This is a genomic window from Amycolatopsis sp. N2S4-7 (assembly GCF_058119595.1).
Genome location: NZ_CP172299.1, coordinates 5,472,245 through 5,493,347, shown reverse-complemented (window position 1 = coordinate 5,493,347; position 21,103 = coordinate 5,472,245). Strand labels below are relative to the sequence as shown.

The window sequence follows — 21,103 nt, the reverse complement described above, 5'->3', positions numbered from 1 at the left end:
CACCGTAGGCCCGATCGCGGACAGGACCGGCCCTGAATCCCGGGTGACCCAGCCCACCTGGGACGATGGAGGGGATTCCCGCTTCTCGCCAGGAGGTCCTCAGGTGCCCAACCCCACCGGTCCGGTTCTCGTCGTGGACTTCGGGGCGCAGTACGCGCAGCTGATCGCCCGGCGCGTCCGCGAGGCACAGATCTACTCGGAGGTCGTCCCGCACAGCGCGTCCACCGAAGAGATCCTCGCGAAGAACCCCGCGGCGATCATCCTCTCCGGCGGCCCCTCGAGCGTGTACGCCGAAGGCGCGCCGGGCATGGACCCGAAGCTCACCGAAGCGGGCGTGCCGATGTTCGGCATCTGCTACGGCCACCAGCTGCTCGCCAGCGCGCTCGGCGGCGTCGTCGAGCCGACCGGCGTCCGCGAGTTCGGCCGCACTGAGGTCCGCGTCGCCGGCGACGGCGGTGTCCTGCACGCCGGCCTGCCCGCGCACCAGCCCGCTTGGATGAGCCACAACGACAGCGTCACCAAGGCCCCGGAGGGCTCCGTCGTCACGGCGTCTTCCGACGGTGCCGAGGTCGCCGGCTTCGAAGACGTCAAGCGGCGCTTCGCCGGCGTCCAGTACCACCCGGAGGTCGCGCACTCGCCGCACGGCCAGGAGGTGCTGCGCCGGTTCCTGCACGACATCGCCGGCATCCAGCCGCAGTGGACGACGTCGTCGATCGTCGAGGAGCAGATCCAGCGGATCAGCGACCAGATCGGCGACGGCCGCGCGATCTGCGGCCTGTCCGGCGGGGTCGACTCCGCCGTCGCGGCCGCGCTGGTGCAGCGCGCCATCGGCGACCGGCTGACCTGCGTGTTCGTCGACCACGGCCTGCTGCGCGCGGGGGAGCGGACCCAGGTCGAGCAGGACTTCGTCTCCGCCACCGGGGTCAACCTCGTCACCATCGACGCGCGTCAGCGCTTCCTCGACGCGCTGGCCGGCGTCACCGACCCGGAGCAGAAGCGCAAGATCATCGGCCGCGAGTTCATCCGCGTGTTCGAGCAGGCCGAGCGCGACCTCAAGGCCGCGGGCGACTACCGGTTCCTCGTCCAGGGCACGCTGTACCCGGACGTCGTCGAGTCCGGCGGCGGCGAGGGCACGGCCAACATCAAGAGCCACCACAACGTCGGCGGCCTGCCGGACGACCTGCAGTTTGAGCTGGTCGAGCCGCTGCGGCTGCTGTTCAAGGACGAGGTCCGCCGCGTCGGCCTGGAGCTGGGGCTGCCCGAGACGATCGTGCAGCGCCAGCCGTTCCCCGGCCCCGGGCTGGGCATCCGGATCATCGGCGCGGTCGACCAGGAGCGCCTCGACACGTTGCGCGCGGCCGACCTGATCGCCCGCGAGGAGCTGACGGCGGCCGGGCTGGACCGCAGCATCTGGCAGTGCCCCGTGGTGCTGCTCGCCGACGTCCGCAGCGTCGGCGTCCAGGGCGACGGCCGGACGTACGGGCACCCCGTGGTGCTGCGCCCGGTGTCCTCGGAGGACGCGATGACCGCGGACTGGACGCGCCTGCCCTACGAGGTCCTGGAACGGATCTCGACCCGGATCACCAACGAGGTCCCGGAGGTCAACCGGGTGGTCCTGGACGTGACGTCCAAGCCGCCGGGCACCATCGAGTGGGAGTGACCTTCCCGTAGACAGGACTCGAGGCCCTGGCGTGGGATCCAGGGCCTCGAGAGAGTGGTGGTCTCCGGTTACCGACGGCGTTTGCTGCCGAACGACGCGCCGAGGAGCAGCAGCCCCACGAACACCGCGCCGCCGGCGATCACCCAGCGGAAGTCGAACCGCGGCAGCCAGCTCGCGCCGTCCGAGAGGACGTAGGCCGACACCAGCAGCGTCGCGATCCCGACGATCAGGGTGAAGACGTCGAAGCCACCGCGCTTGGCGGGCTGGGTCTCGGCCGGGTTGTCGTAGGCGTAAGGGTTCTGGTCAGTCACGCCGCACCTCCACGTTGCCCACACTGTTCTTGACGTGCAGGGTGATCTGCTGGCCACCGGGGCCGTCCGGGCCGTTGTCCGTGCCGGTCAGCGGTTCCTGGCTGATGCCGTCGGTCTCGCGGTCGAAGCACTCCGTCGTGCCGGCGCCGGTGTGGCAGTCGTAGGTGACGTCCGCCGTCTTCGGCACGATGACCGTGGTGTCGCCCGCGCCGTTGACCACGTTGGTCGTGATCGGCGAGCCGGCGGGCAGCTTGCTCAGGTCGAGGTCGATGTCGCCCGCCGCGTGCTGGTAGAGCGGCCGCACGTCGGTCACCGCGTGCGGGGTCTCCGTGAGGTCGCCGGCGCCGCCGCGGAAGTCGAAGTTCTCGAACGGCACGGTCGTCAGCACCATCCCGGCGATCGCCAGCGGCACGGCGAGCCCGATCAGGCCGCGGCCGCCGCGGGCGAACGCCCCGGTGACCAGGCCGATCCCGACGACGCCGAGCACCAAGCCGATGACGTGCTGCGCGGAGAACCAGGTCGCGCCGTTGAGGTTGGCCAGCACGCCACCACCGGCGGTCAGCACGGCGAGCGCGAAGGTCGCCGAGCCCACCTTGGAGTTGCGGCGCCGTTCGGGCCGCTGGTACGTCGGCGGCGTGGGTGGGGGCGGCGGCTGCGTCGACGGCGCGTCGGGCAGGTCCCAGCCGGCCGGGTCGGCGGCGAGGGGGTCCCAGCCCGGCTTCGCCCCCGCCTCGGCGGCCGCGGTGTCGGTCATGGTGAAGGCTCCGTTCCCGGTGAAGGCGGTGTACGACGACCGCGCGGCGACCGGCGCGGGCCGGTTCTCCTGCCCGCGGCTGCGGTGCAGCAGGTAGAGCGCGATGGCGATGAGCGCGAAGCTGATGAGGCCGCCGCCGTCGAACCACGAGCCGCCGAAGGCACCCCCGGCGCAGACGACGGTGAGGACCATCAGCACAACGGCGAACGCCGGCGACACCGACGACCGCCCCCGCCCGATCAGTGCTTCGAAGCCGGAGACCTCGTCGCTTTCGCCGGGCAGGAACAGCCACCCCAGCAGGTAGAAGGGAATCCCGAAGCCCCCGAAGATCGTGGCGACCACCAAGGCGATCCGCACGACGACGGGATCGATCCCGTACCGGTACCCGATGGCCGCGGCCACCCCAGCCAGCTTCCGCCCGGCATGCGGCCGCCGAGGCCGGCTGACCCAGAAGTCCTTCACGGTCTCCTCGAAGCCGTTCAACGGACTCGGCTTCGGTGCCCGTGTTTCACTCGCACCACTCATGGTGAAAAGCATGCGCCAACCAGGGCGGCACTACATCGGGGATGGTCCCTGAGGTTTCCCGGAGAGGGTCCGGGGTGTAACAGGCGACTGCCGGCGGCGACCTTGTTCCGAGCGACGCGGAGAAGGAGCTGCTTTGGGGCGATCGAAGAAGCGGGCCGAGGTAGCCGGCTGTGTCCTGCCTGCGCTGGGGATCGGCGCGGTGCTGGCCTTGGTCTTGAACCTCGTCGCAGCGCACCCGATCACTTCGGTCGTCGTGGGCACGGTGGTGCTCGGTGTGACGGTCTTCGGGCTCGTGCTGCGGCAGCAGGCGCGCGCTCGCGACGCGCGGCAAGCGTGGCAACTCGAGGTCGTGCGGTCGCAAGAGATCGCGCGCTACCACTCGATGGGGCCGAACGAGTTCGAGCGGGCGCTGGCGTTCCTGTGCGCGCGAGATGGTTGCTCACAGGCCCAGGTGACCGGCCGCGCGGGCGACCTCGGCGCGGACGTGATCGCCTACGCGCCCGATGGGCGCAAGATCGTCCTGCAGGCCAAGCGGTACGGCGTCACCACCAAGGTCACCGGTCCGGATCTGCAACGCTTCGGCGGTACCTGCTACAGCGTGCACGGTGCGCGGGTCGCCGCCGTGGTCACGACCTCGACGTTCACCAAGCAGGCCCAGCAGTACGCCGCGCACCAGGGCATTCGCCTTCTCGACGGGCCCGGCCTGGCCGCGTGGGCGAGCCGGACGGGGCCGGCGCCTTGGCACTGACCCGGGTCAGCGCCGGAAGCCGCCCTCGGAGTTGATCGTCTGGCCGGTGATCCAGCCCGCGTCCTCCGAGACCAGGAATGCCACCAGCTTTGCCGTGTCCTCCGGGACGCCCCACCGTCCCCGGGGAAACCGGCGCCGTACCTCTTCATGCGCCTCCGGCGGGGCGTACCCCGTGTCCACCGGGCCCGGGTTGACCGCGTTCACCGTGATGCCGCGGCCGGCCAGGGTGTCGGCCAGCGAGCGTGTGATCGACGCCAGCGCCCCCTTGCTCGCCGCGTACGCGAGTTCCCCCGGCATCGGGCCCAGGTCCTGGCCGGAGGTGAACAGGACGACGCGGCCGCCCGGCCGTCCGTCGTGCTGGGCGGCGAACGCCTGCGTCAGCAGGATCGACGAACGCGCGTTGACCGCCCAGTGTGCGTCGAGCATCGCCGCGTCGAGTTCGCCGAGCCCGCCGTCGGCGCCGCTGCGTGCGTGGTTGCAGACCAGGATGTCGACGTGCCCGTGTGCCGCCACGGCCGCCGCCATCAGCCGCTCCGGTGCCTCCGGGGCCGCCAGGTCGAGCTCGAACCCGGCGGGCGCGGAAGGGTCCGCGCCCCACGGCTGGTCACGGTCGTGGGGCGCGTAGTGGTGGCGGAAGACGTCGGCGCCGAGCGCCGTCAGCCGTTCGGCGATCGCGTGCCCGATCCCGGCCCGGCGGCTGACGCCGGTGATCAACGCGACCCGGCCGCGCAGTGGTGGTGGCATGCCCGGCAGTTTCGCACCGGATCAGGGGTTTCCCCGATGGAACCCCACGCCGGTGCGTGTGACCATGGACGGCGTGCAGGAGTCCCTCGACCACGTCACCGCCGACCAGGTGACCCCCGTCAGCACCGACCTGTCCGCGCCGAAGATGTTCCGGCGCCGGTCCGGCCGGGCGATCGCCGGGGTCGCCGGTGGCCTCGCCGATCACCTCGGCGTGCCGGTCGTCTGGGTGCGGACGGCGTTCGCGCTGCTGGCCGCGCTGAACGGGGCCGGCCTGCTCGCCTACGGCCTCCTCTGGGTGTTCGTCCAGCAGCAGTCCGAAGAACCGGCCGAGGCGCCCACCCCGAAGGAACGCCAGCAGGCGTTCGGCCTGATCGCGCTGGGGGTCGGCCTCGCCGTCGCCAGCGGGACGCTGACCGGGTTCATCAGCGGCTGGGTGGCGGTGCCGCTGGCCGTGGCGATGATCGGTGCCGCGGTCGTCTGGCGGGAGGCCGACGAGTCGCAGCGCCGCCGCTGGCGGGTCGGCGCGAAGGACGGCTTCGCGGGGGCGTTCCTCGGCGGCGGTGGCTGGTCGGCGGCGATCCGGATCGTCGCGGGCGTCGCGCTCGTGATCACCGGCATCGGCGTCGTCGTGCTCCGCAGCGGCAGCCTCGACCAGGTCCAGTTCGCGCTGATCGCCGTCATCGCCACGCTGATCGGCGTCGCCGTGCTGACCGTGCCGTTCTGGCTGCGGCTGGTCCGGGACCTCTCCGACGAGCGCAAGGCGCGCATCCGCACCGACGAGCGCGCCGAGATCGCCGCGCACCTGCACGACTCCGTGCTGCAGACCCTCGCGCTCATCCAGAAGCAGAGCGAGCAGCCGCGCGAGGTCGCGCGGCTGGCCCGCAGCCAGGAACGCGAGCTGCGCGGCTGGCTCTACGGCCCGAACGGCTACGGCAAGCCCGCCGAGAAGGTCGAAGAAGCCACGGGCCAGCTGTCCGAAGCGCTCGCGACGGCGTGCGGCGAGGTCGAGGACACCTTCGCGATCTCCGTGGGCCAGGTCGTCGTCGGCGACGCCGAGCTGGACGAGGCGCTGGTCGCGCTCGTCCAGGCGGCGCGGGAGGCGATCGTCAACGCCGCGAAGCACGCCGGCGTCGACGAGGTCAGCGTCTACGCCGAGGTCGAGCCGACGTCGGTCACGGTGTTCGTCCGCGACCGCGGCAAGGGCTTCGAACCCGATCTCGTCCCCGACGACCGGCACGGGCTCGCCGACTCGATCCGCGGCCGGATGACCCGGCACGGCGGGACGTGCAAGGTGCGGACCGCGCCGGGGGAAGGCACCGAGGTGCAGCTCGCCATGCCGGTGAAAGCGGGCAAGGGCGCCGCGTGAGGCGGCTATGCTCGGGGCTCAGGGCTAGCGAGGGAGAGTCGTGACTGAGAGCCAGCGGGAACCGGTCAAGGTGTTCCTCGTCGACGACCACGCGCTGTTCCGCGCCGGGGTGCGCACCGAACTCGACTCGATCACCGACGAAGTCCGCGTCGTCGGCGAGGCCGGTTCGGTCGCCGAAGCGGTCGCCGGGATCGCCCGGACCAAGCCGCAGGTGGTGCTCCTCGACGTCCACATGCCGGACGGCGGCGGCGCCGAGGTGCTGCGCCGCGTCCGCCCGGAGCTCCCCGACGTGGTGTTCCTGGCGCTGTCGGTTTCGGACGCGGCGGAGGACGTCATCGCGGTCATCCGCGCGGGCGCCCGCGGGTACGTGACGAAGACGATCTCGTCGAAGGAGCTGGTCCGCGCGGTGGTCCGCGTGGCGGACGGCGACGCGGTGTTCTCGCCGCGGCTGGCCGGGTTCGTCCTGGACGCGTTCGCCGACCGCCCGGGCTCGGCGCCGATCAACGACCCCGAGCTGGACCTGCTGACGCCCCGCGAGCGCGACGTCCTGCGGTTGCTGGCGCGGGGGTACGCGTACAAGGAGATCGCGTCGGAGCTGTTCATCTCGGTGAAGACGGTCGAGACGCACGTCTCGAGCGTGCTCCGGAAGACCCAGCTGTCGAACCGCTACGAGCTCTCCCGCTGGGCTTCCGACCGCCGCCTGGTCTGAGCCGCGCTCAGTCCGCCAGGGGAGCGAGAGGCCGCGACGCGCGTCCGGTGGTGTCGTCACCGGGTGCCTGGGTGTCGGCCGCTCGGTCACCGGCGTCCGCCGCGCCCTCTCGCTCCGGCTTCTGGAGGCGGGTCAGCGCGACCCCGCCGAGGACGACCACCATGCCCGCGATCACCCGCAGGTCCAGCTGCTCGCCCAGGAACACCGCGCCCAGCAGCACCGAAACCACCGGCAGCAGGTACCCGACCACCGATGCCGCGACCGCGCCTTCGCTGGCCAGCAGCTGGTAGTTGAGCGCGAACGCGATGCCCGTCGACCCGACGCCGAGCACCAGCACCGCCAGGAGCGGCCCCGTCGAGACGTGCACCGGCGCGAACCCGCCCGCCGGCAGCGCCAGCACCAGGAACCCGCTCGCCAGGAGCATCTGCCCCGCCGAAGTCGCGTACGGCGACAGCGACGGGTCCGACAGGTACTTCCCCTCGTAGACGAACGCGAAGCCGTAGCTCGCCGCCGCGGCCAGACAGGCCAGCGCGCCCCAGCTCAGCAGGCCCGAGGCCTGCCACGGCGCGAAGATCAGCAGAATCCCGCCGAGCCCGACGAGCAGACCCGCCAGCCGCGTCCCGGTCATGCGCGAAGACGTCCCCATCATCGGCGCCGCCAGCAGCACCCACAGCGGCGTCGTCGAGTTGAGCACGCCGGTGATCCCCGAATCGACGGTCGTCTCGCCGACGGCGAACAGCAGGAACGGCAACGCGTTGTGGAAGAACGCCGCGACCGTCAGGTGTCCCCACATCCGCCGTCCGCGCGGCAGCCGCGCCCGGTGCAGCCGGCACAGGACCAGCAGCATGACCGCGCCCAGCACGAGCCGCGCCAGCACCAGCTGCACCGGCGAAAACATGCCCAGTCCCAGCTTGATCCAGAAGAAGCTCGAGCCCCACATCAACGCCAGCGCGCCGATCCTGAGCAGCGTCTTCGTCTCGCCCACCCCAGTCCTCCTTCGACGATCGACGCCAGCTTCGTCGCGGCAAGACGTAAGGACAAGCGAAATTAACTGCAGGAACACTTAAGCTGAGCTGTACGATCAGGGCATGCTCGACGTCCGCCGCATGCAGGTCCTCCGCGCCGTGATCACCAGCGGGTCGATCACCGCCGCGGCCCGCAACCTGGGCTACACGCCGTCCGCGATCAGCCAGCAGCTGTCCGCGCTGGAGCGTGAAGCCGGCACCGAGCTGCTCGAACGCGTCGGGCGCGGCGTCCGGCCGACCCCGGCGGGCGCGCTGCTGTCCGAGCACGCCGAGACCCTGAGCACCGAGCTCGCGAAGGCCGAAGCCGCGCTGACCGAGCTCAAGGAGGGCCGCATCGGCCGCGTCACCATCCGCTACTTCGCGACGGCCGGCGCGTCGCTGGTCCCGCCCGCCATCGCCGCGGTCCGCCGCGAGCACCCCGGCGTGCGCCTCGACCTCAAGCTCGTCGAGCCCGACAACCCGATGGTCGACGTCGAGGCGGGCGACGCCGACGTCGCGATCACCGTTTTCCCGCGCAAGAGGCCGCCCGCCAAGGGCGTCGAACTGGTGCACCTGCTCGACAACCCGTACCGGGCCGTGCTGCCGAAGACCCACCCGCTGACCCGCAAGCGGGTGCTCGACCTGACGGACTTCGCCGAGGAGCCCTGGGTCGGCGTCGACGGCCTGCCCGGCATCTGCCGGGAGATCCTGGACGGCGCCTGCGCGTCCGCCGGGTTCGCGCCGAACGTCGTCGTCGAATCCGAGGACTACCAGACCGCGCAGGGGTTCGTGGCCGCCGGCATCGGCGTCGGCCTGATCCCGGAGCTGGGCCTCGGCGCGCAGCACCCCGGTGTCGTCGTCCGCCGGATCCGCAACCCGGAGCCCTTCCGCGCGATCCACGCCGCGGTCGCGTCCCGTGCGTGGGGCCACCCGGCCGTCCGCACGCTGCTCGAAGCCATGCGCGCGGCGACCGCCAAGGTCGCCTAGACGAAGAACAGCTCGGAAACGAGGACGCCGACCAGCACCGCCGCGAGGATCGCGGCCACGGTGATCAGCGTCTTCTTCGACACCGGCAGGTTCCACTCCGGCGGCCGCGGTCCCGGCGCGGGCGGCGGCGCGTACTGCGTCGGCGGCCCCACCGGCTGCATCCGCTGCGTCTCCTCGGCCGAGGAGTAGCCGGGCGGGGCGACCGGGATCTGCTGCTGGAACTGCGGTCCCGACGGCGGCATCGGCGGTCCGGCGGCCGCCAGCCCCGGGTTGAAGGGCGGGGGCGGCAGGGGCGGCGGATGCATCCCGGGTGCGGTCGGCGGGATGAACGCCGTCTCCCGGCCTTCGGTGATCGCGCTCAGCGAGCGGACCGTGTCCGCCATCGTCGGCCGGGTCGTCGGGTCGGCGCGCAGCATCTTGCGCAGCGCCGGCGTCAGCACGCCCGCGTTCTGCGCCGGCCGCTCGGACGACTGCCCGTCGTCCCCGAACGGGGGCACGCCCTCCACGGACGTGTACAGCGTCGCGCCGAGGGAGAAGACGTCCGCGGCCGGCGTCGGCGGCAGTCCCCGCGCGACTTCCGGCGCCACGTACGCCGAGTGGGGCCCGCCGCCGCTGATGCCGATGTCGGTGAGCTTGACGCCGCCGTCGTCGGCCAGCAGCACCGTGCCCGGCTCGAGCGTGCGGTGCACGAACCCGGCCGCGTGCATCGCCGAGAGCGCGTTCCCGAGCTGGATGCCCAGCTGCGCCGCCTGGTCGGGGGTGAGCCTGCCGTGCTCGGCGAGGAACGTCGCCATGCTGCGCGACGGGATGTACTCCATCACCAGCCAGACGTCCTGGCCGTCCGGCAGCACGTCGAACACCTTGATCGCGCACGGGTGCTCGATCCGCGCGGCGTCCTTGCCCTCCTGCATGGCGGCCGAACGCGCCTGCTCGGCGCGCTCGCCGGTCAGCCCGACGGGCAGGTACATCCGCTTCATCGCGACGGTGCGGAACAGCCGCGTGTCGAACGCCAGCCACACGATGCCCGCGCGGCCGCGGCCGATCGGCTGGTCCAGCCGGAACCGGCCGCCGACGATGGTGCCTTCAGAACTCAAGTGAAATCCTCGATCATCCGCCGGCCGGGGGCTGCGAACTCGATGTGCTTGTCGGGGGCTCGCTGCTTGTCGTCGGAGCTTCTGAAGACGACGTCGTCGGCCTTGTGCTCGGCTTGGTCGCCGTCGTCTGAGGCTCGGTGTTGCGGGTGCTGGAGCGGCGCGAGGACGACGTCGCTTCCTCCGTGCTGGACGGCAGCTCCACCGTCGAGGTCGGCTCCTCCGTCGTCGACGGCAGCGACTCCGAGGTCGCGACGGGCGCCGGCTTGCTGCTCGACACCGGCGCCGCCGGCGCCTGCGGGTTGTTCGGGCTCAGCAGCCAGACGGCGAGCGCGACCAGGCCCACGACCACGATCCCGCCGATGATCGCCGGGCGCTTCCAAGCGCCGGGCTTCTCGTCGTCCTCCGGGCTCGTCTGGGGACGCGGCCGCGGCGGGGGCGGCGGGGCGGGCTCGTCGTCGTAGTCGTCGTCGTCGTACCGGTCGTCGGCGTACGGGTTTTGGCCGTGCGGGGGCACCGGCACCGCGCGGGTCGCGGCCAGCCCGGGCGGCACGTTCCCGGCCGCGTACTGGTTGTCCTCGGGGTAGTGGTCGTACCCGTCGTAGTCGTCCTCCGGGTAGCCGGTGCCTTCCGGGTAGTCGTCCTCGTCGTAGTACGGCACGGCCTGGGTGGGGGCCGCGTCGCCGACGAGCGTGCCCGAGTGACCCGCGGGGATCTCGTCGAACATCTGGGTCGCGTTCGGGTCCGCGACGGCGGCGGCGCCGAGGACGCCGGCGGACGGCGCCAGCATCGTCTCCTCCGCCGGGCCGCCGAGCGGCAGCTCGCCCCGGGCGACGGCGGCGAGCAGCTCCTCGCACTCTTCGGCGGTCGGGCGGTGCTCGATGTCCGGGTGCAGCAGCACGGCCAGCACGCTGGCCAGGGGGCCGGACTGGCGCGGCGGGTTGATCTGCCCGGCCGCGACGGCGTGCAGCAGGCTCAGCGTGTTCTCGGACAGCCCGAACGGCGGCTGGCCCTCGCACGCCGCGTAGAGCGTCGAGCCGAGGGAGAAGACGTCGGACTCCGGCCCGGGCTCGCCGCCGATGGCGACCTCGGGGGCCAGGTAGGCGGGCGTACCGGCGATCATGCCGGTCTTGGTGACCGTGACGTCGTCCTTGGCGCGGGAGATGCCGAAGTCGGTGATCTTCACGACGCCGTTGGAGCCGAGCAGGATGTTGCCGGGCTTGATGTCGCGGTGGACGATGCCGACCGCGTGCGCCTCGCGCAGCGCCGCGGCGACCTGGGCGCCGATGCGCGCCACCTCGGTCGGCGGCAGCGTGCGGCGTTCCTGCAGCACGGCGGCCAGGCTGGTGGAGTCGAGGTACTCCATGATCAGGCACGGCTGGCCGCTGTCGTCGGTGACGACGTCGAAGACGGAGATCGCGTTCGGGTGGTGCAGCCGCGCCGCGATCCGGCCCTCGCGCATCGTCCGCTGGCGGGCGTCCTCGGCGTCGTGCTCGTCCAGGTGCGGCTGGAGCAGGAGCTGCTTGATGGCCACGGTGCGGCCCAGGACCTCGTCGTGCGCCTGCCAGACGGCCCCCATCGCGCCCGTGCCGATCCGGCCGACGATGCGATATCGACCGGCGACCAGACGACCCTCGTCGCTCACGCGACCTCCCTTTGGGCTCCGACTTCACCAGGGCGTGAGGATAGGTGCCTGGTGACGCGGCCACGAGCACGCCGCGTCGGTGGAGCGTATGCACATGTCGTGGGCTGTGTGCCGGCTTTTCCGAGACCGGCCCGTGACAAGGCTAGGCGCTCACTCTGCGCACACGAATCCGGTAGGGGCACTTGAACCACGGGTGAAGGGGTGATCGCCGAGGGCTACATGTACTGGGCCGAGACGAGCTCGGCTTCGGTGATCAGCCCGCCGGTGTCGGCGACCCGGAACAGCTGGGTGACGCGCACCAGGGCGCCGTCCGGCCGGTGCAGCGTGGCGACCGCGAGGATCGAGCCGTCCGGCTTGATCTGCGTGTCGGCCTCCTGGACGTCGATGGCGTCCATCGAGCTCCAGGTGCGGACCAGCTCACCGGCCGCGCCGTCGACCAGCGTCGGGCTCAGCAGCGCCAGCGCGCCCGCCGAGTCCCGCGCGATGGCGGCGTAGAAGTCCTTGACGGCCTGGATCTTGCGGCTCGCGCTGCGCGCGTCGGCCGCCTTGTCCGGCACCGGGGCCGGCCGGCTCGTCTCCGCCTGGGGCTGCGGGCCGCCGTCGGCCGATTCGGAGGCCGACGGGGCGCCACCGGAATGCGTGCCCTGCGTCGACGGGCCGCGTTGCGCCGGCGCGCCGCCCCCGGCCTGGTGCTGCGGGACGGCCAGGCCGCCGAGCTCCGCGGCTCCGCTGAAGCCGGCGGGCGTGGCCTGGCCGCCTTCGGACGCGGCGCGGTGGGCGCTGGTCAGCATCGGCGCGGCGATGACGGCGCCGGCGACGAGCGCGCCCGCGGCGACGAGGCCGGCGAGCTTGGCGCGGCGGGCGAACCGGCTCTCGGGCTCGCCGGCGTCCTCGGCCTGCTCCGGCTCGCGGGTGGCCTCGGGCCGCGGCGGCAGGAACTTCTGCGGGTCGCGGAAGACCTGCTCGAGATAGTCGCGGTCGGCGTCGCCGACGTCGTCGAGAATCTCGGCCGGGATGACGTCCTCGACGCGGACGGCGTGAGCTGACTCACGTCGTGTGCGCTGCCGATCAAGCACGAAAGTCCTCGCTCTGGGTTCCGGGGACGTTCACTCCGCCGTTCGGCGGAGCTTCCGTTGGTCCGGTCGGCCGACTCGTGGCCGGTTCCGGATCCGCTGTCGTCAGGTAACCCTGTGCGGACGGCCACCACCAGGCTCTGTCGCCGGAATGCCGTCGCGATACGACGAGCGGCAGCATATGTCACCCACCCGGACCAGGCATTACCGCTCGGCGCACCGCACGTGCATCAGAACGGGCGAACCGCACGTGCAGGTCCGGCTACTGGCCGTCAGCGGTGATCTTGTCGCCGTCCCCGAACGTCAGCGTGCGTTCCTCGACCGTCTTGGTGCCGTCGGTGTGGGTGACCTCGACGGTGTTCACCGTAACCCCGCGTTGCTGGTCGATGCTGACCTTCTTGACCTGGAAGTAGGCGATGCCGGCGTAGCGGTCCGCGAGCGCGTGCGGTCCCTGGTCGTGCAGCTCGCCGGTGGTCACCGACGACGCCGCGGAGGGGTCGGTGGTGACGGTGTTGAAGAACTTCTCCGAGTTGTCCCCCATGGTCTGGGCGTCCGGCGGGAAGGAGTACCACCACGGCGGCTTGACCGGGGTTTCGCGCTGGGCGGGCGTGACGGGCGGCTTCTGCGGCACCCGGCTCGGCCTGGCCGCACCGGTGGTCGTCGGCCGGGCGGTGCTGCCGGCGGGCGGCGGGGCCACGCCGTCGACCGGCCCGGCGCCACCGCCGCCGTTCGTCTTCCCGGCGGCGTTGTCGTTCTCCGGCCGGGCCGGGCTCTCGGGCCCGGCCGCGGACCCGCCCTCCGACGGCGGCTGCCGCACGTCGGTCGGGTCGCTGATCGTCGGGGCGCCCTGGTAGCCCGGCCACGCGCCCTGCACGGCCTGGTCCACCGGCGGCTTCCCGACGAGGAACGACCCGGCGCACAGCAGCCCGACGACCACGGCGCCGGACGCGCCGGTGGCGAACCAGGCCGCCTTCCGCCACGTCTTCGGCGGGGTCACCGACGCGGGCACGGACCCGATGGTGAAGCCGCCCAGCCCGTCGATCGGCGGCACCGCGTAGATGCGGACGTCGTCGTCTTCGTCGTCCTCGCCGCGGGGTTGCGGGGTGGCCAGCGAAACGCGGGTGCGCCGCGGGGCCTGGTCGGCGCCCGGTCGCGGCTCTTCGTCGAGGGGCAGGCTTTCGAGGGGCAGGCTGCCGTGCGCGGCGGGGAACAGCGGCGGCGCGGGCCGCCGGTCACGGGGCTGCGGCAGCGACGGCTGGGGGAGTGACGGCTGGGGCAGCGGGAGCGAGCCGGACCCCGGCGGCTGGGGCAGCGGCAGCGAGCCGGACACCGGCGGGTCGATCGGCGCCGGGCCGGCCGCGTGGTGGCGCACCGGCCGGTGCTGGGGCAGCGGCGGCGTCCAGCTCTCCGCGCCGCCGCGCCGGTGCCGTCCGGGGTGCGCGGGCGCGGTGCCGCGTCCGTGGAACTCCGTGCCGTGGGTCATGTGGGCTCGACCACCCGGCCGCCCGGTCCTGACGCCATCCGGCCGTGGAACGACCCGATCGGAGCACCCTCACGCGCGGAATCTCGTTCGGAATCCTGCGCAGATGCACGCGCATGCGAGACTGGGCGCGCGGGGCTGATGCCCCCGCGCGTCCTCCGGGCTTCGCCCGACCCAGACGCAAGGGTCCTCACGGCGTCAACCCTAGGAGCATCCGGCGTAGAAAGTCGCCCCCAAACCTGCAAGTTGCAGAGGTTTCACTCGGTCGGGCGCGACCGAACGGGCGATGGTGACGCTGCGAAGTTTTACGCAGCGCCATCGGTCCGGCCAGTGGAATTCAGCCGCCGGTGCGGTAACGGTCCCGCGTGGACTGCAGCGCCTTGGTGGCCACCACGCCGCTGCCGGCCGCGACGATGATCGCGAAGACGTCGAGCGTCGGTCCCCCGGCCGTGAGCAACCAGGCGAACAGGGACGCCGCGGTGGTGCCGCCGGCGACGGCCCACCGGCTGCGGACGTACTGCCCGACCGGGGCACCGCTGGCCCCGCGCTTGCCCGCCGCGTTGTTGAGCAGCGCCAGATACCCGACATGACCCAGCGCGGCCAGCACGCTCGCGAGCGCGACGATGACGGCGATGAGGTTCACGAGCCAGTCCATGACCCCAGTCTGCCCGCACCCGGGCCGCCGGTGCCTCGGGGAAGCCCCTGATTCGGGCAACCGTTACCGGCCGAGCCGCCCGCGTCCCAGGTTCAGCAGCGCCATGGCCAGCTGGCGGCCGTCCGGGCCGAGCTCGCGGTAGCGCGCGAGCACGTCCATCTCGCGGTTGTAGACGATGCGCGTGCCGCCGGCGGCCATCCGCGCGGCCCCGATCGTCTTGGACACCTCGACCCGGCGTTTCACCAGGCGGAGGATTTCCTTGTCCAGCCAGTCGATCTCTTGCCGGAGCGACGCGATGTCGTCACCGGCGGGGGTGTGCTCGGCGGGCTGGCCGTCGGCGTTCGTCGCTTGTGCGTTCATCGGGACCTCTTCCTCGATGCCCGGACCCGGCCCCCAGGACGGCGACAGCCCCGGGTCCGTGGACTCCGGGGCTGGCGTGATGGCGGTGCGGGCACTACGCGATCACGGGAGCCGGAGTCCGGATCCCGTAAAAAAATCGCTCTGCGTGGTGCCGCACGGGCTCAGTATGGCACAGCGGCGCGGGACCGCTCCCGGAACGACCGGACCCTGGCGTGCACCAGGAGACTGACCGCGAGCCAGAACATCGGGAACGCCGGCCAGAAGAACCCGGCGCCCAGCACGGCCCAGCGGACGATCACCAGCACCGCCACCGCGACCACCACGGCGAGGTGGACGCGCAGTGCCGGGTGGCGCCGCAATGCGGCCAGGGTGAGCGGGAAGCCGGGCGGGGACGGCGCCGGGCGCGGCAGGTCGGCGGTGAGCGCGCCCAGTTCGTCGGTGAACCGCGCGGCGTAGACGTGGCCGAGGCGTTCCTCGACCTCTTCGAGGGTGAGCCGGCCTTCGGAACCGGCGGTCTGGACGGCGGTGGCGACGCGTTCGCGGTCGGCGTCGGCGGCCCGGATGCGGGCGGAACGGGTGTCTTCCATGTCCGTCGATGCTCCGCGCGCCGGCCCCGCGGCGCGTCGGGCGCCAGGCGACATCTCCCGCTACGCCTGCCGCGGTAGCCCACCCGCCCGGGGTAGCGTGGACGCACGATGGACACCCTCTTCGATCTCCCCGCCGAGACCCCTGTGCGCAAGCCCGCCACCGGCGGGCAGGCCGAGCTGCTCGACGACCTGAACCCCGCCCAGCGCGAAGCCGTCACCCACGCCGGTGGCCCGCTGCTGGTGGTGGCGGGCGCGGGATCGGGCAAGACCCGGGTGCTGACCCGCCGGATCGCCTACCTGCTCGCGCAACGCCGCGTGCACCCGGGCGAAGTCATGGCGATCACCTTCACCAACAAGGCGGCCGCCGAAATGCGCGAGCGCGTCGCCGCGCTCGTCGGGCGCCGCGCGAACGCCATGTGGGTGTCGACGTTCCACTCCATGTGCGTGCGGATCCTGCGCCGTGAAGCCAAGGTCCTCGACATGTCGTCGAGTTTCTCCATCTACGACTCGGACGACACCAAGCGGCTGATCACGCTCGTGGCGCGGGACCTCGACATCGACCCGAAGCGGTACGCCGCGCGCACGCTCGCCGTGCACATCTCGAACCTGAAGAACGAGCTCGTCGACCCGGACACCGCGGCGGCGAACGCGGCCAACGACCTCGAGCGCCGCGTCGCCGAGGTCTACGTCGAGTACCAGCGGCGGCTGAACCAGGCCAACGCCTTCGACTTCGACGACCTCATCATGCGCACGGTCTCGCTGCTGCAGGCGTTCCCGGACGTCGCCGAGTACTACCGGCGCCGGTTCCGCCACGTGCTGGTCGACGAGTACCAGGACACGAACCACGCGCAGTACACCCTCGTCCGCGAGCTGGCCGGGACCGCGCCGAACTCCTCGGGCGTCGAGCCGGCCGAGCTGGTCGTCGTCGGCGACGCGGACCAGTCGATCTACGCCTTCCGCGGCGCGACGATCCGCAACATCGAGGAGTTCGAGCGGGACTTCCCGAACGCGCACACCATCCTGCTGGAGCAGAACTACCGGTCCACGCAGACGATCCTGTCCGCGGCGAACGCCGTCATCGAGCGGAACCCGAACCGCCGCGCGAAGCGGCTGTGGACCGACTCGGGCGACGGCGAGAAGATCGTCGGCTACGTCTCGGACAACGACCACGACGAAGCCGCGTTCGTCGCGAACGAAATCGACGCGCTGGCGGAGAAGGGCGAAGCGGACTACTCCGACGTCGCCGTCTTCTACCGCACCAACAACCAGTCCCGCGTCTTCGAAGAGATCTTCATCCGGCTCGGCCTGCCCTACAAGGTTGTCGGCGGCGTGCGGTTCTACGAGCGCCGCGAGGTCCGCGACATGATCGCGTACCTGCGCGTGCTGGCGAACCCGGAGGACACGGTCAGCCTGCGGCGCGTGCTGAACGTGCCCAAGCGCGGCATCGGCGACCGCGCGGAAGCCGTCGTGGCGACGCACGCCGAGCGCGAGCGGATCTCGTTCGCCCAGGCGCTGCGCGACGCCGTCGACGGCAAGGTGCCGCTGCTGAACCCGCGTTCGGTCAAGGCGATCGGCGGGTTCGTCGCGATGCTCGACGAGCTGGGCACGCTGGTCTCCGAGGGCGCCGAGGTGCACGACGTCCTCGAAGCCGTGCTGGAGAAGACCGGCTACCGCGTCGAACTCGAGGAGTCGGACGACCCGCAGGACCACACGCGCGTGGAGAACCTGGACGAGCTCGTCACGGTGGCGCGCGAGTTCACCGAGATCACCGCCGAGGTCGCCGCGGACGAGAACGCCGAGCTGGTCGTGGAGCCCGGGGTGCCGGCGCCGGGCTCGCTGCCCGCGTTCCTCGAGCGCGTGTCGCTGGTCGCGGACGCCGACTCGGTGCCTTCGCCCGACGGCGGTGAAGACGGCGACGGCGGCGCGGGCGTGGTCACGCTGATGACCGTGCACACCGCGAAGGGCCTGGAGTACCCGGTGGTGTTCTGCACCGGCTGGGAGGACGGCGTCTTCCCGCACATGCGTGCCCTGGGTGACCCGACTGAGCTCGCCGAGGAACGGCGGCTGGCGTACGTCGCGATCACGCGCGCCAGGAAGCGCCTGTACGTCTCGCGCGCGATCACGCGGTCGGCGTGGGGCCAGCCGTCGATGAACCCGGCTTCGCGGTTCCTCGACGAGCTGCCGCCGGACCTCGTCGACTGGCGGCGGCTGGAGCCGTCCAGCGCCGGGTTCGGCTTCGGTTCCGGGGCCGGTTCGCGGGGGACCCCGCGGGCGGCGACCACGTGGGGCGGCCGCCGGTCTTCTTCGCCGTCTTCTTCTTCGGGGACGCCGTCGTTCGGCAAGGGCTGGAAGGACACGGTGGCGCTGAAGCTGGACGTCGGCGACCGCGTCAGCCACGACAAGTACGGCCTGGGCACGGTGATCTCCTGCGACGGAGTGGGCCCGCGCGCCACGGCGACGATCGACTTCGGCGCGGCGGGCAAGGTCCGCCTGATGCTGATCGGCAGCGTCCCGATGGTGAAGCTCTAACCACCCCGAACGAGTGATTCCGGCGGCGATCTCCGCGATCGCCGCCGGAATCGTCGTACCCACCCGGTACAACTGACCCCGTAATCGAACAGGAGTTCGACGGAGGGGGTAGTGTGGTGTGGACGCGGTGCTGTTTGGGCTGCTGGCCGAAGGGGTACAAAAATATCTGCGAGGAGTCCTGGGGACGACGGTTCCGGATCGGGGTCGGGAGCCTTCGGGGGCTTCAGGAAATCCTTCGCGTGCGGGAGCGGAGGCGTGCCGGCTGGCCGCCGCCTGGCGAGCGCTGCTCAGGCAGCACGAGCTCGGTGCGGACGGGCGTTGTGTCACCTGCGGCCGGGGACGCCGCTGGACGACCAGAGCCCGGAGGGCCGCGCGTGTCCGCTCCGCGGGGGGCGCAGGGGGAGCTGCGCCCTGGGGTTGGCTGCCGGTGCGGCGGTCCGCGGAGTTGTGCACGGTGTGGCAGGTCGCGGTGGCCTACTTCATCCGCCGGTTGCCGGGTGGGCAGCGTTAGCTGTTTCCGGGCGCTGAGGGCGTTGTGGGCGGTTTTTCCCGGCCGCGGAGTGGTCTCGGGTGCGCCGGAGGTCTCGGCGCGCTCTGGCGAGGCTGCGGCGGGTGTGGCTGGTTCTCCGGCAGCCTTGCCGGGGCCGGCTGTGGTGGAGCGTCCTCGGTCCTCGCCGGCGAATCACGGCGCTACGGCCCGGGTTCCCGTGTCGGCGGCACACCGTCGGGAGGCGGCACTTTCGCCGGATCCGGGGCAGGCCACGGGATTCGACGTGGCGGCCGTCCAGCCGGACGGCCGCGGTGGAGCGGACGGATCAGAGAACGACGCCGCGCGCGGCCAGCCAAGGCCGGGGGTCGATCTTCTTGGTGCCGTTCTGCCACACCTCGAAGTGCAGGTGCGGGCCGGTGCTCTGGCCGCGGTTGCCGATCTCGGCGATCTGCTGGCCGCACTTGACCTTCTGGCCCTCCTTGACGGAGAAGCTGTTCATGTGGCCGTAGACCTGGACCGTGCCGTCGTCGAGCTGGATCCGGACCCAGAGGCCGAAGCCGCTGGCCGGGCCGGCCTCGATCACGGTGCCGTCGGAGGCGGCGTAGATCGGGGTGCCGATCGAGTTGGCGATGTCGATGCCGAGGTGGCTCGTGCCCCACCGGGCACCGAAGCCCGAGGTGAAGGTGCCGTGGGCCGGCAGGCAGGTCTTGGGGCGAGCGGCTTCTTCGGCGGCACGCTTGGCGGCGTCGGCTTCGCGCTGCTCACGGGCCTGCGTGACAGAAGCGCTGTCAGCGAGCTTCGCGGCTTCGGCGGAGGCGTCGACGACGTGGCCGGTCGGCAGGAGTTCCGGGGCACCCCCGGAGCCCGCACCTCCCGCGGTCAGCGAGGCGCTGGCGTCCTGGCTGTTGGCCAGGGGCGTGACGGCGGTGTCGGAGTCGGTGACTGTCTTGAGGGTCGAGCCCGCAGCGGCGGCGGCGAACGCACCAGCCGCGACGGCGGCAACCACGACACGGCCGCGAAGGGCCGAAGAGGGCGGAGCGATGCGGTGCGCACCCCGGACACGAACGACCGCACCTTCCAGTGCGTCCTTCAATGCCGGGGAAGGAGCTTGGCCGCCGGGGGAGCGGTGTGAAGCCAAGACAGGGCCTTCCATCGTCGGGGAGCCGGGTCGAGGACTGCGGGCGGGGGAACCCGGTGAGCCAACCTCGGGGGCGGTTCGCTCGGTGTCCTACTTCGTGACCTGACTGTAATGGGGACCCCGGGACAGTAACGAAGGGGCACCTCTATCGGCAAGATCTGCCCCCGGTGTCGGCCGATCGGGTGGAACCGCTGCGGCCCTCACCTGTGGGAATTACCCAAAGTTAGAGGGGGTTTACGGCGTTCGGTGTGACTTGGCTTACAAGGGTTTGAGGTGATGGAAGGGGGTTCGACGGGTCTCGAGGGCCCCAGAGGCCGGAATAAGGGTTTGAAACCGGATGTTGAAGCACTCTCGACGACTCGCGCCCCGTCAACGGCTCCCCGGCGGCCCGGACTTGCTACCTTCGCGGGCAATATGCCCCCACGCTCAAAGCCCCCCGCCGGGAGCGCCCCCAGCTCCCCGGGCACCCCGCAGGACCCCGCGGCTCACAGTCCCGAGACGCCTCGCCCCGCGGCGCACGCAGCCGGCCCCGCGCAGGCACCGGCCCCCGCGGCGGCGGAGCCAGCCGAGCCCGCGCAGGTATCGGCCCCCGCGGCGGCGCACGCAGCCGGCCCCGCGCAGGCACCGGCCCCCGCGGCGGCGCGCGCAGCCGACCCTGCGCAGGCACCGGCCCCCGCGGCGGCGCGCGCAGCCGGCCCCGCGCAGGTATCGGCCCCCGCGGCGGCGCACGCAGCCGACCCTGCGCAAGCCCCGGCCCCCACGGCGGCGCACACAGCCGACCCTGCGCAAGCCCCGGCCCCCACGGCGGCGCACACAGCCGACCCTGCGCAAGCCCCGGCCCCCGCGGCGGCGCACGCAGCCGACCCTGCGCAAGCCCCGGCCACCGCGGCGGCGCACACGCCCGGCCCCGCGCAGGCACCGCAAGCCCCGGCCACCGCGGCGGCGGAGCCAGCCGAGCCCTCCGCGGCCGAGCCGAGGTCGGGAGGTGTTGGTTCGCCGCGGGACTCCGGCAAGCCGGGCCAGGGCGAGCCATCCTCCGCGGGCGCCGGCGAGCCGTCGCGAGAATCCCGGCCCGAGTCGCCCTCCTCCGCTAGCACCCCGGCTTCCGCGCGGAAGTCCGGTCAGTCCCGCCCCACAGCCGGTCCCGGGCGAAGTCGCACCAACCCCGGCCCCGATATCCCCGAACCCCCCGCTACCTCCTGGGCCGACGACGGCGACGACGGCCCCTCCCGTCCCCTGATCGCCGC

At 72.5% G+C, this 21,103-nt stretch carries 18 protein-coding genes; 6 read left to right on the top strand and 12 right to left on the bottom strand.

Features of this window, described 5'->3' with window-relative positions; genetic code table 11:
* The first annotated feature begins 103 nt into the window (after window positions 1-103).
* Window positions 104-1,660, top strand: coding sequence for a glutamine-hydrolyzing GMP synthase (guaA, locus tag ACH54P_RS25555; protein ID WP_489905917.1), 1,557 nt, complete (start codon window positions 104-106; stop codon window positions 1,658-1,660).
* Between the two features lie 68 nt (window positions 1,661-1,728).
* Here guaA and ACH54P_RS25550 read toward each other — a convergent pair whose 3' ends face one another.
* Together ACH54P_RS25550 and ACH54P_RS25545 are read right to left on the bottom strand one after the other, a co-directional pair.
* On the bottom strand, window positions 1,729-1,971 hold the full coding sequence (locus tag ACH54P_RS25550; protein WP_489905916.1) for a hypothetical protein: 243 nt from the start codon (window positions 1,969-1,971) through the stop codon (window positions 1,729-1,731).
* On the bottom strand, window positions 1,964-3,250 hold the full coding sequence (locus tag ACH54P_RS25545; protein WP_489905915.1) for a PspC domain-containing protein: 1,287 nt from the start codon (window positions 3,248-3,250) through the stop codon (window positions 1,964-1,966). The genes ACH54P_RS25550 and ACH54P_RS25545 overlap by 8 nt, the downstream gene beginning before the upstream one ends.
* 133 nt (window positions 3,251-3,383) lie before the next feature.
* Here ACH54P_RS25545 and ACH54P_RS25540 point away from each other — a divergent pair, with 133 nt between their 5' ends.
* The gene (locus tag ACH54P_RS25540; protein WP_489905914.1) at window positions 3,384-3,998 is read left to right on the top strand and encodes a restriction endonuclease; all 615 of its coding nucleotides are present in this window, start codon (window positions 3,384-3,386) and stop codon (window positions 3,996-3,998) included.
* A gap of 6 nt (window positions 3,999-4,004) precedes the next feature.
* Here the strand turns inward: ACH54P_RS25540 and ACH54P_RS25535 are convergent, their stop codons facing one another.
* Window positions 4,005-4,742 (bottom strand): SDR family oxidoreductase, encoded by a 738-nt coding sequence (locus ACH54P_RS25535; protein ID WP_489905913.1) that lies wholly within the window; start codon window positions 4,740-4,742, stop codon window positions 4,005-4,007.
* A 58-nt stretch (window positions 4,743-4,800) separates the two neighbouring features.
* On the opposite strand from ACH54P_RS25535, the gene ACH54P_RS25530 reads away from it, so the two are divergent.
* Together ACH54P_RS25530 and ACH54P_RS25525 are read left to right on the top strand one after the other, a co-directional pair.
* Window positions 4,801-6,108 carry a PspC domain-containing protein gene (locus ACH54P_RS25530; RefSeq protein WP_489916628.1) on the top strand — a complete coding sequence of 436 codons (1,308 nt, stop codon included), beginning with the start codon at window positions 4,801-4,803 and terminating at the stop codon, window positions 6,106-6,108.
* A gap of 40 nt (window positions 6,109-6,148) precedes the next feature.
* Window positions 6,149-6,817, top strand: a complete 669-nt coding sequence (locus ACH54P_RS25525) for a response regulator (protein ID WP_489905912.1) — start codon at window positions 6,149-6,151, stop codon at window positions 6,815-6,817.
* A gap of 7 nt (window positions 6,818-6,824) precedes the next feature.
* Here the strand turns inward: ACH54P_RS25525 and ACH54P_RS25520 are convergent, their stop codons facing one another.
* Window positions 6,825-7,802, bottom strand: a complete 978-nt coding sequence (locus tag ACH54P_RS25520) for a DMT family transporter (RefSeq protein WP_489905911.1) — start codon at window positions 7,800-7,802, stop codon at window positions 6,825-6,827.
* 103 nt (window positions 7,803-7,905) lie between these two features.
* Between ACH54P_RS25520 and ACH54P_RS25515 the strand changes: the two genes are divergently transcribed.
* Window positions 7,906-8,808 (top strand): LysR family transcriptional regulator, encoded by a 903-nt coding sequence (locus ACH54P_RS25515; RefSeq protein WP_489905910.1) that lies wholly within the window; start codon window positions 7,906-7,908, stop codon window positions 8,806-8,808.
* On the opposite strand, the gene ACH54P_RS25510 is transcribed toward ACH54P_RS25515, so the two are convergent.
* The 7 genes from ACH54P_RS25510 to ACH54P_RS25480 form a co-directional block, all read right to left on the bottom strand.
* The gene (locus ACH54P_RS25510) at window positions 8,805-9,902 is read right to left on the bottom strand and encodes a serine/threonine-protein kinase (protein WP_489905909.1); all 1,098 of its coding nucleotides are present in this window, start codon (window positions 9,900-9,902) and stop codon (window positions 8,805-8,807) included. The genes ACH54P_RS25515 and ACH54P_RS25510 overlap by 4 nt on opposite strands.
* 13 nt (window positions 9,903-9,915) lie before the next feature.
* On the bottom strand, window positions 9,916-11,544 hold the full coding sequence (locus ACH54P_RS25505; protein ID WP_489905908.1) for a serine/threonine-protein kinase: 1,629 nt from the start codon (window positions 11,542-11,544) through the stop codon (window positions 9,916-9,918).
* Window positions 11,545-11,759: 215 nt separating this feature from the next.
* The gene (locus ACH54P_RS25500) at window positions 11,760-12,620 is read right to left on the bottom strand and encodes a hypothetical protein (protein ID WP_489905907.1); all 861 of its coding nucleotides are present in this window, start codon (window positions 12,618-12,620) and stop codon (window positions 11,760-11,762) included.
* Between the two features lie 259 nt (window positions 12,621-12,879).
* A complete protein-coding gene (locus tag ACH54P_RS25495; RefSeq protein WP_489905906.1) occupies window positions 12,880-14,100 on the bottom strand; it encodes a hypothetical protein in 1,221 nt (406 codons plus the stop codon).
* 334 nt (window positions 14,101-14,434) lie between these two features.
* On the bottom strand, window positions 14,435-14,752 hold the full coding sequence (locus ACH54P_RS25490; protein ID WP_489905905.1) for a hypothetical protein: 318 nt from the start codon (window positions 14,750-14,752) through the stop codon (window positions 14,435-14,437).
* 63 nt (window positions 14,753-14,815) lie between these two features.
* Window positions 14,816-15,112 (bottom strand): chorismate mutase, encoded by a 297-nt coding sequence (locus ACH54P_RS25485; protein WP_257926867.1) that lies wholly within the window; start codon window positions 15,110-15,112, stop codon window positions 14,816-14,818.
* A 161-nt stretch (window positions 15,113-15,273) separates the two neighbouring features.
* Entirely contained in the window at window positions 15,274-15,699 is a 426-nt protein-coding gene (locus ACH54P_RS25480; protein ID WP_489905904.1) for a DUF1707 SHOCT-like domain-containing protein, read from the bottom strand.
* Window positions 15,700-15,807: 108 nt separating this feature from the next.
* Between ACH54P_RS25480 and pcrA the strand changes: the two genes are divergently transcribed.
* Window positions 15,808-18,228 (top strand): DNA helicase PcrA, encoded by a 2,421-nt coding sequence (gene pcrA / locus ACH54P_RS25475; protein WP_489905903.1) that lies wholly within the window; start codon window positions 15,808-15,810, stop codon window positions 18,226-18,228.
* An 815-nt stretch (window positions 18,229-19,043) separates the two neighbouring features.
* On the opposite strand, the gene ACH54P_RS25470 is transcribed toward pcrA, so the two are convergent.
* The gene (locus ACH54P_RS25470; RefSeq protein ID WP_489905902.1) at window positions 19,044-19,724 is read right to left on the bottom strand and encodes a M23 family metallopeptidase; all 681 of its coding nucleotides are present in this window, start codon (window positions 19,722-19,724) and stop codon (window positions 19,044-19,046) included.
* Window positions 19,725-21,103: the final 1,379 nt, after the last annotated feature.